Source organism: Aeromonas sp. FDAARGOS 1414 (genome assembly GCF_019047065.1).
In the GTDB taxonomy this organism is placed as follows: Bacteria; Pseudomonadota; Gammaproteobacteria; order Enterobacterales; family Aeromonadaceae; genus Aeromonas; species Aeromonas veronii_A.
The window spans coordinates 439,382-452,798 of record NZ_CP077210.1; the positions used below are offsets into that span (position 1 = coordinate 439,382).

Consider the following 13,417-nt stretch of genomic DNA (forward strand, 5'->3'; position numbering starts at 1 on the left):
CAATACATTTGTCATGGGGCTATACTGCCGAAGTCCCCTGTATGGATGGCGTGAGGATTGTTGATTTATGGACAATAAACAGATTGAAGGCAACATTTTTGTTCCGGCTCATATCGATGACGTGTGGCACGCCTGGACGACAGAGAGTGGTCTGCGCAGTTTTCTGGCTCCCGAGTGTTTGATGGTAGCCGAACCGAATGGCCCCTTCGAAATCTACTTCAGGCCGGATGCTCCACTGGGTGAACGGGGCAGTGAAGGGTGCAGGGTCATGGCCGTCATGCCCTATGATTTGCTCAGCTTTAGCTGGAATTTTCCGCCCAGTCTGCCCCATATTCGTCAGCAGAAGACTCAGGTTTGTCTGCGCTTTGTGCCGGAAGGGCAGGGCACTCGCCTCTACTTCCTGCAAACCGGTTGGGCCAATGATCCTGACTGGAATCAGGGGTATGCCTACTTTAGGGAAGAGTGGCTGGAGACCAGCTTGCCACGGTTGCAGTACCGCTTTACCCACGGCCCCATCGACTGGAACAACCCGCCCGACAAGGCACAGCTGAAGGCGTTGTCCCAGTAGTTTCGGGGCACAGAGATAAAAAAAACCGGCCAAAAGGCCGGTTGAAACAGTTCAGGCTTGTCAGGTGACAAACGTATCCAGCGGATGAGAGTCGCTTTCCACTCCTTGTGAAGTACAACCCTCTTGGTTACGTGCCACTACTATATGCCATCCACACTGAATCGATGCTGAACCACGGATGTTTCAGTTTCACTCCACCTTACAATCAGATGGTAATCCCCATCGACTGGCGCAGGTAAGCGCCAGCGCCGAGCAGGCCAGGTCCTTCATGGGTGATCAGGAATACCGGAATATCCTTGAGGTAGGATTTGAAACGGCCCTTGTCTTCAAAGGCAACCCGGAAACCGGAACTGGTGAAGAACTCCTGGAAGCGCGGCACTATGCCCCCTGCGATATAGACGCCACCAAAGGTGCCCATATTGAGCGCCAGGTTGCCGGCAAAGCGGCCCATCAGCACGCAGAACAGGCTCAGGGTGCGGCGGCAATCCAGACACTCGCCCGCCAGCGCACGTTCGGTAATGTCTTTAGGGGCGAACGGCTCCGGCTCACGACCATCGGATTTCACCAGCCCGCGATAGAGATTGACCAGGCCCGGGCCGGATAAGAAACGCTCGGCCGAGACATGGCCCAGTTCGCCACGCATCACCTGCAGCACCGCATCTTCCTCTTCGGTGTTGGCGGCAAAATCCACATGACCCCCTTCGCCCGGCAGGCTCAACCACTGATCGCCCGCCTTGACCAGATGCGCAACCCCAAGGCCGGTGCCCGCTCCATAGATGGCGATGGGTTTGCCAGCCACCGGTGCGGCGCCGCCCAGCTGGATGCGATCCGATTCGGCCAATACCGGTACCGCCATCGAGACCGCGGTAAAGTCGTTGATTACTTGCAGGCGTGCCAGCCCGAGATTGTTCTGCATCTCGCTGATGGAGAACTCCCAGCTGTGGTTGGTCATGGCGACCCAGTCACCATTGATGGGGCAGGCGATGGCGATGCAGGCTTCCGCCACCTCGACCTTGTGTTCCTCCAGATAGAGGCGAACCACGGCTTCAAGGCTGGGATGGGCCAGACCTGAGTAGGTCTTTGCCTGAGAGATAGTACCGGTGGCCAGCTCACACAGGGCCAGACGCGCATTGGTACCGCCGACATCGCCGACCAGCGCATGGGTATGCTGCATAACAACTCCTTCGTTACAGGATGGGGACGACTGTGGTGTCCCGACATTATTGTTGGATTATGACGGCCCATTCTATCCGAGCTCAGGCTCACTCACCCGCCGGATCGATACAAACGTGCGCCTGCTCACAGTGTTGTTGCTTTGCAACATTTGTAAGCGGTTTCACAGCGAGGTGACGTTTTGTAACGAAAAGTACGAAATAATTAGAGATGAGTCATACTTTGTACGGCAGGCGTTAGTTGCCATAACCGCTTGTCTTGTATAGTCATCAGCTTGATTGGAAACCTGCTTAGCCGTAGATTTAGTGCAAAGACACTGAAGCTAAATTACAAAAACGTCTGGTGGTGATGATGAATACCCTTGATAAAATTACGAACAACCTGGAAAGTTTCAGTAAATCAGAACGCAAGGTTGCCGAGGTGATCCTGGCGTCTCCCCAGACCGCCATCCACTCCAGCATCGCCGCCCTGGCCAAAATGGCCGACGTCAGTGAACCGACCGTCAACCGTTTTTGCCGTCGCCTCGATACCAAAGGCTTCCCCGATTTCAAACTCCATCTGGCCCAGAGCCTGGCCAATGGCACTCCTTACGTCAATCGTCATGTGGAAGCAGAAGACGGCCCCGATACCTACACGGCCAAAATCTTCGAATCCACCATGGCTTGTCTGGATGCCGCCAAGAACAGCCTGGATATCTCGGCCATCAACCGCTGTGTCGATATCCTGACCCAGTCCAAGAAGATCAGCTTCTTTGGTCTTGGCGCCTCCTCAGCCGTTGCCCGCGATGCCCAGAACAAGTTCTTCCGCTTCAATATCCCGGTGGTGAGCTTTGACGATATCGTCATGATGCGCATGAGCTGCATCAACAGCAGCGAAGGGGATGTGGTGGTGCTGATCTCCCATACCGGCCGCACCAAGGCGCTGGTCGAGATCGCCGCGCTGGCGCGCGAGAACGACGCCACAGTCATCGGCATGACCGCCAAGGATTCCCCACTGGCGCGCGAGTGCAACCTGGTGCTCTCCATGGATGTGCCGGAAGATACCGATGTCTACATGCCGATGGCTTCCCGCATCGCGCAGCTGGCGCTGGTGGATGTGCTGGCAACCGGATTTACCCTGCGCCGGGGGATGAAATTTCGTGAAAACCTGAAGAAGGTAAAAGAGGGATTGCGCGAATCCCGCTTTGAAACACCACACTCTTCCTGAATCGTCGGGGGCTTTGGCCCCCGACTGTCTATGCCACCCTCCTTGGTGTAGTCTTGATGTGGTATTGTAACTTAATAACAAAAACCACCCGGATGGTTTGCAAGCGGGTGCATCGAGCCATCGGTTTGATGGGGCAGAATCTCAAGTTATCTCAACTTCATATTGGAGTCTTTCATGCCTAGACGTACAAAGATTGTAACCACACTTGGTCCGGCCACCGACCGCGAAGGGATCCTCGAAGGGATTATCCGCGCTGGTGCCGACATGGTGCGGATGAACTTCTCTCACGGCACTCCTGAAGATCATATCCAGCGCGCCAATCAGGTGCGTGACATTGCTGCCAAGCTCGGCCGCCACGTTGCCATCATGGGTGACCTGCAAGGCCCGAAAATCCGTGTATCCACCTTCAAGGATGGCAAGATCTATCTCGCCATCGGTGACAAGTTCGTGCTGGATGCAGCCCTGGGCAAGGGTGAAGGCTGTCAGGAGCAGGTTGGTATCGACTACAAGAGCCTGCCAAACGATGTAGTGCCGGGCGATATCCTGTTGCTGGATGATGGCCGTGTGCAGCTGAAAGTAGAGAGCGTCGAAGGCACACGTATTCTGACCACTGTCACCGTGGCTGGCCCGCTCTCCAATAACAAGGGCATCAACAAGAAAGGGGGCGGTCTCTCCGCGCCAGCCCTGACCGAGAAAGACAAGGAAGATATCAAGACAGCCGCGCTGATGAACGTGGATTATCTGGCCGTCTCCTTCCCGCGCTGCGGTGATGATCTGCGTTACGCCCGCGAACTGGCTCGCGAAGCTGGCTCCAATGCCAAGATCGTGGCCAAGGTCGAGCGCGCTGAGACCGTCGCCACTGACGAAGCGATGGAAGATATCATCCTCGGCTCTGATGCCGTTATGGTTGCCCGTGGCGATCTGGGCGTCGAGATCGGTGACCCCGAGCTGGTTGGTGTACAGAAGAAGCTGATCCGTCACTCCCGTCGTCTCAACCGTGTGGTGATCACCGCTACCCAGATGATGGAATCGATGATCAATGCGCCGCTGCCGACTCGTGCCGAAGTGATGGACGTCGCCAACGCCGTGCTGGATGGTACCGATGCGGTGATGCTCTCTGCCGAAACCGCTGCCGGTCAGTTCCCCATCGAAACGGTCACCTCCATGGCGAGCGTCTGTGTCGGTGCCGAAAAGCACCCGAGCCTGAACGTCTCCAACCACCGCATGAGCTACACCTTCACCTCGGTTGAAGAGGCGGTCGCCATGTCCACCATGTACGCAGCCAACCACCTGGAAGGGGTCAAGGCGATCGTTGCGCTGACCGAATCGGGCACTACTCCGCTGCTGATGTCCCGTATCAGCTCCGGTCTGCCGATCTTCGCCATGTCCCCCCACAACAAGACCCTGGCCTGGGCCAACCTCTACCGTGGTGTGACCCCGGTGCTGTTCGACGGTGACGAGACCAAACCGGTCTACGAAGTGTGCCGCGACGCGCTGGCCGTGCTCAAGGAGAAGGGGCTGCTGCAAAGCGGCGATATGGTACTGCTGACCCACGGTGACAAGATGGAAACCGTCGGCAGTACCAACACCTGCAAGGTGATGATGGTCGAATAAGCCCGTCCGGTTTCACAGTGTTCAACAAGGCTGCTCCTCTCTGATGAGCAGCCTTTTTATTAACGGCTGTCGCGCTTTGGCGGGATAAACAGGACTCAATGATTGCTTAACCCGATTCCCCTTCCGATAATGCGGGAGTGATTTTCACCGGGTAGCCTGTTGTAGGGGATCGCACCGGGTAACCCAGACACTCGACAATACGGGAGTGAAAAAATGAACAAACGTAACTGGTTGCTGGCCCTGTCACTGACGTTGGTGGTGTCACCCAGCCATGCCGACTGGGAGAAACTGAAGGCTGCCGCCGCCGATCTCGGCACCGCCGTGAGTGAGACTAGCAAGGAGGTATGGCAGGATGTCAGCGACTTCTCCAAAAAGAGCTGGGCCTCCATCTCTGCCTGGGGTGAAGAGGCGTTCAATACCGCCGGGGTCTGGACCGACAAGAGCATCGCCACTGGCAAGGAGTGGCTGAAGGTAGCCGACAAGAAGCTCGACGATATGCTGGAGCCCAAAACCGCGCAGGAGGCGCGGGTGGCGCTCAACACCATGGCCGACACGGCACTGGTGCGCCTGTTCAATGAACAGCCTTCAGCCAAGTTGCTGTTTGACAAGGCGTATGGCTACGCAGTATTCGATTCGCGCAAGTTCTCCCTGATGCTGCATACCAATCAGGGCGCCGGGGTGGCCATCAATCGCAAGAGTGGCAAACACACCTATATGAAGATGTTTGGCGCGGGGCTGGCGGCCGGTATCGGTGGCAAGTTCTATCAGCAGGTGATCCTGTTTGAAGACAAAGCCAGATTCGATGCCTTCGTGACCCAGGGTTGGGAGGCCACTTCCGAAGTGGGCGTGGTAGCTGGCAAGGAGAGCGCCGAGCTTACCGCCAAATACAACGGCGGCATGGCCATCTACCAGATCGGCGAGAAGGGATTGCTGTTCGATGCCAACATCTCCGGCTCCAAATACTGGATCGACAAGGATTTGAGTCAGTAACCATTAAGGCGGTGAGCCCTCGGCATTTGCCCTGCTCACCGTGCGGCAGTTGCAGTCAAAGATCGCCCGCACTCATCCTGCGGGCGTGCTTGTTTGTGGTGGCGTGATGCGGGTGTTGGATGGCAAAGCGCCTTTTCCCGTGCGAATGCTGGGGACAAAAAGCCATCGCTCCCCTTGGCCGCAACCGGTATAATGCGCGACCCGAATTTTTCCAGGTGTTCAAAATGCAGCCGGTACCCAACCTTTTCTCCTATCCCCGCTATTGGGCCGAGTGCTACGGCACGGCGCCCTTCCTGCCCATGTCCCGCAAAGAGATGGACAAGCTGGGTTGGGACAGCTGCGATGTCATTCTGGTGACGGGGGATGCCTATGTGGATCACCCGAGCTTCGGCATGGCGGTCATCGGCCGGATGCTTGAGGCGCAGGGTTTTCGGGTCGGCATCATCGCCCAGCCGGACTGGTCATCGAAGGATGACTTTATGCGTCTGGGCAAACCGAACCTCTTCTTCGGGGTGACCGCGGGCAACATGGACTCCATGATCAACCGCTACACCTCCGACAAAAAGCTGCGCCACGACGACGCCTACACTCCGGGGGATGTGGGCGGCAAGCGGCCGGATCGCGCCACCCTGGTCTATACCCAGCGCTGCAAGGAGGCCTTCAAGGAGGTGCCCGTCGTTATCGGCGGCATCGAGGCTTCCCTGCGCCGTATCGCCCACTACGACTACTGGTCCGAGACCATTCGCCGCTCCATCCTGCTCGATGCCAAGGCCGATATCCTGATCTACGGCAACGCCGAACGGCCGCTGGTGGAAGTGGCTCACCGCATCGCAGCGGGGGAGAGAATCGACACCATGCAGGATATTCGCGGCACCGCCGTCATCCGCAAGGAGCCGCTGCCGGGCTGGAAAGGGGTGGATTCGAGCAAGCTCGACCAGATTGGCCGCATCGATCCCATCATGAACCCCTATATGGAAGGGGCACCCTGCTCGGATGACGCCAGCGAAGCGGCCCCTGCCGCGCAGGAGGCCCAGCCTGTGCTGGTGCAGCCGGCCAAGCCCAAGCCGTGGGAAAAAACCTATGTGAAGCTGCCGGCGTTCGAGCGGGTGAAAGAGGACAAGGTGCTCTACGCCCACGCCTCGCGCATTCTGCACCACGAGACCAACCCCGGCTGTGCCCGCGCCCTGTCGCAGGCCCATGGTGATCGCATCGTCTGGGTCAACCCGCCCGCCTTCCCGCTGGAAACCGAGGAGATGGACGGCGTATTCGGCCTGCCCTACCAGCGGGTGCCGCACCCCGCCTATGGCAACGAGAAGATCCCCGCCTTCGAGATGATCAAGACCTCGGTCAACATCATGCGTGGCTGCTTTGGCGGCTGCTCCTTCTGCTCCATCACCGAGCACGAAGGGCGCATCATCCAGAGCCGCTCGGAAGAGTCGATCCTGAAAGAAATCGAAGATATCCGCGACAAGGTGCCGGGCTTTACCGGCGTCATCTCGGATCTCGGTGGCCCCACTGCCAACATGTACAAGCTGCGTTGCAAGAGCCCCAAGGCCGAGCAGACCTGCCGTCGCGCCTCCTGTGTCTGGCCCACCATCTGCCCGCACATGGACACCGACCACAGCCCGACCATCAACCTCTATCGCAAGGCGCGCGACCTCAAGGGGATCAAGAAGATCCTCATCGCTTCCGGCGTGCGCTACGATATCGCGGTGGAAGATCCCCGCTATATCAAGGAGCTGGCCAAGTACCACGTCGGCGGCTACCTCAAGATTGCGCCGGAGCACACCGAGGAGGGGCCGCTCTCCAAGATGATGAAGCCGGGCATGGGCAGCTACTACCAGTTCAAGGAGCTGTTCGACAAATACTCCAAAGAGGCGGGCAAGCAGCAGTACCTGATCCCCTACTTTATCTCTGCCCACCCGGGCACTACCGATGAAGACATGATCAATCTGGCGCTCTGGGTCAAAGAGAACCGCTTCAAGCTCGATCAGGTACAGAACTTCTACCCGTCGCCGCTCGCCAACGCCACCACCATGTATTACACGGAGAAAAACCCGTTAAACAAGGTGAGCCGCACCGGTGGCGATGTGTTTGTCGCCAAGGGCGAGCGCCGTCGCCGCCTGCACAAAGCGCTGCTGCGCTACCACGACCCCGCAGGCTGGCCGATGATCCGCGAAGCCCTGCTTGCCATGGGCAAGGGCCACCTGATTGGCAACGGCCCCGGTTGTCTGGTGCCGCCGGAAGGACGTAACGAGCGCGCCGCCAGCGGCAAGGGGCTGAAACCGGCCCTGACTCGCCACAGTAACATTGCCCATCAACGCGGCAACGGCGCAGGCAACAAGCCGACGGGCGGCAAGCCGGTGGGTTCCCAGTTGCAGAAAGGGGCGGCTAACGGCAAACCGGCCGCACAGGGCGAAGGCAAGCATGCTGGCCAGAATGCGGGTAAGAGCAAACCTGCCGGAAAACCTGCCCATAAGGGCAAAGCGCCGACCCGCGCTGGCTCTGCCAAGCCGGGGGCCAAATCCGCTGCTCAAGGCGGCAAGCCTACGGCTAAAGGCAATGGTACCAAGCGACCGGCGCGGTAATATTTCCTGATTAGAATGCGACAGAAATAAAAAAGGCGACCAGATGGTCGCCTTTTTACTAATTAATGACGGAAAGAGGATGTTATTTCTTGACACATCTCTTTAGCTCTTTTGGAAGAAAAGCATCAATTTCATCATCAGAAAAGGTCATATCCTCTAGTTCTTTAAGCGCTTTTTGAGCTTCACTATAGGCTTTATAATTGGTACTGGGAGCACCACAGTAAATTGCATGTAGACTTTCTAAAAGCTGGTCTCTACGGACTAGAATTTCGTCTATCTGAGCTATACCTAAACGAAGATCTGTTAATAAAGAGAGGTATTTTTCTCGAATAACCCACAAATCGGCTCCAGCTCGCCTATGCTTTTGGGCTATTTCACCTAGATCATAATCTTTTGTATAAGAGTTGAGGACAAGTAATATTGTAGATATAACAAGCATTATAAATTTACCGCATGCTTTATATTCAGCTAGGCTAGCAATATCGAAAAATGAAGTTATTAACCCGCCTGTAACTAATGCAGATAAAACTATTTGCCAGAATTTAATTTTTTTGTGGCGCTCAAGTAAAATATCAGCACATTTTTCATGTGTTTTATGAGAGTATACTACACGGCCGTAATTCTCTCGTAGTTGCCCTTCCAAAACTATATAGCTATCAATCATAATCTCTCCCATCGGCCACTATCGGAACATGTATTCTATCTTTAGCTACTACAATATTATTCTGAATTAGGTAGCATTCTACGACATGTTCTCCACGGAAGTTACTACTCTCTTCTTTGAGGTTATTTCCTCCATCAATTACAATTTGCCCACGAATACAGTTTCTACGTTGAGCCTCTTCTCCCCTATTCAATACTTTCCAATAAATTTGATATGAATCTGTAATTTGTGGAAGTTCACAAACCCAAAACTTCAGTTTTTTGTCTGATCTAAGTGGTATTTTTAAACCTAACATTTCTCGAAGGCGAAATTTTCTAAACCCTCGTTGAATTACCTCGCAATCAATTTTAAGTTGATAGCGGATATCGATAGGAAATTTATCCTCGATAAATTCTTCGGTATTTGACCAAGTCTTTAGAATTCTTGCTATATGTGACTCTGTAGAAACTTTTTGGGTTGTAGGAAATGGACGGCCATATACTTTTTTCCACCTGTCGTTTACATCATTATTTTTTTCGTGATCAATGGCATCTTGACATAATTGGTAGGCCTTCTTGGCTTTTCTCTGGAACTTATTTTTAACCCTTACACGCTGCCTACTTCCCGGTGCGGAGTATTCGCTTTGCTCTGGCAACTCCGAGAGATACTTAAAGAAATCTCGACTTAAAATGTCATAATAACTGTAGCTTTTTGAGTCGAAGTAATTTGTTGATTTGAGAAAGTTATAAGCTAGAGTGTCAATTAATAAGCCACCAATACCTACACCATGTTTGTTTTTCCAAGCTCTTGCCATCTTGCACAATTTACGCAAATTTGAATTTTTTAGTGCATCAAGATTAGCAACAGCATCCATTTCATCTCTTGGCTTTGTAACTTTCCAGTTGCCACCATTTTTGGTGTCAGGATATTTATAGCTATTATCTTCTTGTTCAAAAACAGGTTGTACTTCAATATAAAAGTTCGTGTAAGTAACAGTGACAACAAGACGATCCACTCTAACTTTTGTGGTTGGGTATCGCTGAAGTATTGCATTCTTTGTATCTTGTAAAAGCTTTAACTGTCCACCTGGTTTATTGTATGTTTCCCATTTGTTTTTGGGCATAATATAGAGCATGTCTAAATCAGAAATGCCATCGACCCCTGTTTTTCGACCAAATGATCCAACTTGTAACGTGTTTGCTGTTTTTGACTCTGTATCTCGAAAATTTTTATTGAGTGCTGCAGTAATTTCACCATAGCGAGTACTTATTGTATCTGTATTTCTTATGGCCAAGTTTGCAATAAATTGTGTGAACATTTCAGAAATACTCATATAACTTTCCCTTTAGCCATAAATTTTTTTGCGAAAATTTTAGAAGGTTTAATCTGGCTCAAATCCTTTTAGTAAATCTGGGCACCCACTTTTCTGAGCAAGGCATAATGCCTCCAAATCTCACGCTACCGCCCGTGGATTACAGCTTCCAATATGCTCTATTGACCCGCGCTGGCAGCAACCCATCGCAGCTCAACAGGTTCTGAATGGCCATGGTAAGCCAAACGAAACTGCCGAGGCGAGGCTTAAATTGACTTAACTATCAGAAATTAATCATTTTTTGCGCTTGATCAGCAAATGGAGCCGGAAGGCGGCTTTATAGCCATATCCCGCTTTGGCAAGCAGGGACGGGGAGTGAATTGGGGCGACCTGCTGGTCGCCCCTTGTGATTGCCATATCCGGCGTGCGAAGGGTTAGCCGTTATAGCCGTAGCAGCGCTTGAGCTCCTCGAAGTCGTAGTAGTGGCTGCCGCTTTGGTAGGGCTGGCAGCCGGTTTTAAAGGCGATCTCCTTTTCGTTGTAGAGCATCTTGACCAGCACCTGCCGCTGCCCGTTCTGGTAGATATCCCACTGAATATTGGCGGTATAGGGGGAGACCCAGCCGCCGCGCCACTCGTTGTTCTGCTGGCTGAACAGCTGATCCGGGCTGGCCCCCTGACGGCTCCCTTCCAGCTTCATCAGGGCGGCGAGGGGGATAATGGCTTCGGCATGGGCAAAGCGCAGGGTGGCCCGTCGGCTCTGCTCGCCCTCCACCACCTGACGCTGCACCTCGCCAAACAGGCCGTCGAGCAGCGGCTGGGCAATGGCGTAGGGGGCGCTCTGGTTGGCAAAGCTCGGCCCCTTCTCGTAGAAATCTTCCGCATCGGAGAGGTAGGAGAACCAGGCAGACTCCTCCGGGGTCAGGAACTGCTCCAGCGCCCAGGGTTCGCTGCCCTGTGCCTGCGCTTCGCGGATCATGCCGGGGCCGATGATAAAGAGGTTGTAGAGCATCAGGGCGGCATCCACTTCGTCGCGCACATAGGTCATGCCGCCATCTTCCGGGTTGACGGCGACAAACTCGACGCCGCCCGCCAGATAGTCGACAAAGCCCTTGCTGTAGATACGCTCCAGCATGCTGCGGGCCATCTCTTTGGTCTTGCTCAGGTTTTTAAGCTGATCCAGCGCCCTGGCCAGCTCGGGGGCCGGGGCGATTCCGGCATCTTCGTCGCCGATAAAGCGCTGGTAGCTCTCATAGGCGGGCAGGTAGCGGGCGTAATCCCCCTCGGGCGTGGTCTTGTGGAAGTAGAGCTCGAACTTGTTGACCAGCTTTTTGTCGATCTTCGAGGGGTCATCCTGCGTGAGGTAGCACTGCGCCGAGTCGCTGACATAGTTCACGTTGCGCTTGAGGCTCTCCATAAAGTAGAAGGCGCTTTCGTTGGCCCTGTCCTTGCCCGAGGTGACCACCTTGATGCAGTGGGGTTCGCTGCTGTTGAGCAGGGTCGGCAGCCGCGCCGCCAGTCGGGTGGCGAGATTGGCGTGCTCCTCCTTGCCCAGCGCCGAGAGCAGGCCATAGCCCAGTTTCTGGTTGGCGGCCGTCACCAGATCGACCTTGCCTCCCAGCCCCTGCCCGAGGGTGGTAAGCGCCCCCTGACGCTGCGCCTCTTCCCAGACCAGCTTGGTCAGCACGTCATATTTCGGGCTGGAGAGGGAGCGCGAGCCGTGGCGCGCCACCATCTCGGTAAAGACCGGGCTGAACCCCTGTGGCGCTGGCTCGTAGCTCTCCGCCTGCTGCTGCGGGCTGTAGACCGCTTTGGTGCTGTATTGGTAGGCGGTTTTGCCCTGGCTGTCGGCAGACGATTCGTTCTCTGACTGGCAGCCGCCAAGCAAGACCAGCGAGACGGCCAAAGCCACATAAGAAGAGCGCGGGAAAGTCATGATGTTCCTTATCTATCCATATGAAAAATAAGTGAAAAACTCTATGACTTGAAAATGACCGCGGGATGTCAGCCAGATGACAGGCTGATGACTTCTGATAAAGCAGTAAGCAAAGGGAGAGAATCTCTTTTTCGGAACCCCCACCTTGTTGATGCAAAAAGCCCCGAGAGCTGGCGCTTTCGGGGAAGAGGAAAAACATTTTTTTCGGGACACCCACCTTTTTGACAGTGGCGTAGGGCTGTTCTTGACTTAAGAGGTCACCGTTGAGGGATGTGCCATGACCATTGCCCGTTCACGTCAAATCAGCTTGCAGGATACGCCTTACTACCATGTGGTCAGCCGCTGTGTGCGGCGAGCCTTTCTGTGTGGTGACGATGCCCATTCTGGCCAGAGTTATGAGCATCGGCGTCAGTGGGTGGTCGACAAGTTGGGGCAACTATCGCGGCTGTTTGCAATTGGCATTTGTGCTTATGCGGTGATGAGCAATCATTATCATCTGGTGCTCAAGGTGGAGCCCGATACCGCAGCCAACTGGAGTGAGCGGGAGGTGGCTGAGCGCTGGGCGGCGCTATTCCAGTGGCCGCATTTGGTCAGGCGCTGGTATCAGGGGGAGATGTTGATCGAGCCTGAGCTGGCTGTCGTGCAGCAATTGCTGGCCCAATGGCGGGAGCGGCTTCACTCCATAAGTTGGTTTATTCGGCTACTCAATGAAAATCTGGCCCGTCAGGCCAATCAGGAAGATGGTTGCAAGGGCCATTTCTGGGAGGGGCGCTTCAAGAGTCAGGCTTTGCTCACCGAATCCGCCTTGTTGGCCTGTATGGCGTATGTTGACCTCAATCCGATACGAGCTGCGTTGACCGATCGGCCAGAGCAGAGTGAATACACCAGTATCAAACAGCGCCTTGACGCGCCTGCTACTACTGAGGTTTTGCCACCACTTTTGCTGCCGTTTGCCCGCCAGGGTAAGCCTGAAGAGCTGCCTTATGCCTTCAGCGACTACCTGATGCTGGTTGATTGGACTGGTCGTGCTATTCGGCCCGACAAGCGGGGTCATATTCCGGCCCAATTTGGACCCATTCTGGAACGATTGGGACTCGATGCTGTTCGCTGGTTGAAGCAGGTGACGCTGTTCAGGCGACAAGGGATCAGAGTGGTGGGAGACAGATATCAATGTCAGCAGTTTGCCCGCCACTGTGGCCAGCGACGATGCCATCAACCAAGGCTGTGATAGCTTTGCATCCACCCTGCTGATAGCTCCGGGTATTGCACATAGTCCAATAAATGGCTGTGCAGGGGCTGTTGCTTTCTAAACCTGACAATCTCTCCCACCAGCCTACTTTTGCAGGCATCAGCTCGGATACACACCCCTTATTGGGCCTGCAAGTAGCC

At 54.6% G+C, this 13,417-nt stretch carries 10 protein-coding genes; 6 read left to right on the plus strand and 4 right to left on the minus strand.

Translation table 11 applies throughout. The features are described from left to right. The first annotated feature begins 67 nt into the window (after positions 1-67). Complete coding sequence (locus I6L44_RS02020) at positions 68-568, plus strand: SRPBCC domain-containing protein (protein ID WP_216953138.1); 501 nt, start codon at positions 68-70, stop codon at positions 566-568. Between the two features lie 205 nt (positions 569-773). Here the strand turns inward: I6L44_RS02020 and glk are convergent, their stop codons facing one another. Further along, the gene (gene glk, locus I6L44_RS02025; RefSeq protein ID WP_216953139.1) at positions 774-1,742 is read right to left on the minus strand and encodes a glucokinase; all 969 of its coding nucleotides are present in this window, start codon (positions 1,740-1,742) and stop codon (positions 774-776) included. Between the two features lie 350 nt (positions 1,743-2,092). Between glk and I6L44_RS02030 the strand changes: the two genes are divergently transcribed. From I6L44_RS02030 to I6L44_RS02045, 4 genes are all read left to right on the plus strand, one after another. After that, positions 2,093-2,947 (plus strand): MurR/RpiR family transcriptional regulator, encoded by an 855-nt coding sequence (locus I6L44_RS02030; protein ID WP_005334759.1) that lies wholly within the window; start codon positions 2,093-2,095, stop codon positions 2,945-2,947. A 174-nt stretch (positions 2,948-3,121) separates the two neighbouring features. Next, positions 3,122-4,561, plus strand: a complete 1,440-nt coding sequence (gene pyk, locus I6L44_RS02035; RefSeq protein ID WP_216953140.1) for a pyruvate kinase — start codon at positions 3,122-3,124, stop codon at positions 4,559-4,561. Between the two features lie 213 nt (positions 4,562-4,774). Next, entirely contained in the window at positions 4,775-5,551 is a 777-nt protein-coding gene (locus tag I6L44_RS02040; protein ID WP_216953141.1) for a hypothetical protein, read from the plus strand. Positions 5,552-5,775: 224 nt separating this feature from the next. Next, positions 5,776-8,139, plus strand: a complete 2,364-nt coding sequence (locus I6L44_RS02045; protein WP_216953142.1) for a YgiQ family radical SAM protein — start codon at positions 5,776-5,778, stop codon at positions 8,137-8,139. An 82-nt stretch (positions 8,140-8,221) separates the two neighbouring features. On the opposite strand, the gene I6L44_RS02050 is transcribed toward I6L44_RS02045, so the two are convergent. From I6L44_RS02050 to I6L44_RS02060, 3 genes are all read right to left on the minus strand, one after another. After that, positions 8,222-8,803 (minus strand): SLATT domain-containing protein, encoded by a 582-nt coding sequence (locus tag I6L44_RS02050; protein ID WP_216953143.1) that lies wholly within the window; start codon positions 8,801-8,803, stop codon positions 8,222-8,224. Further along, positions 8,796-10,115, minus strand: a complete 1,320-nt coding sequence (locus tag I6L44_RS02055) for a nucleotidyltransferase (protein WP_216953144.1) — start codon at positions 10,113-10,115, stop codon at positions 8,796-8,798. Before I6L44_RS02055 ends, I6L44_RS02050 begins: the two co-directional genes overlap by 8 nt. Before the next feature lie 413 nt (positions 10,116-10,528). Continuing rightward, complete coding sequence (locus tag I6L44_RS02060; RefSeq protein ID WP_216953145.1) at positions 10,529-12,028, minus strand: histidine-type phosphatase; 1,500 nt, start codon at positions 12,026-12,028, stop codon at positions 10,529-10,531. A gap of 277 nt (positions 12,029-12,305) precedes the next feature. On the opposite strand from I6L44_RS02060, the gene I6L44_RS02065 reads away from it, so the two are divergent. Further along, a complete protein-coding gene (locus tag I6L44_RS02065; RefSeq protein WP_216953146.1) occupies positions 12,306-13,256 on the plus strand; it encodes a transposase in 951 nt (316 codons plus the stop codon). The last annotated feature ends 161 nt before the right edge of the window (positions 13,257-13,417 follow it).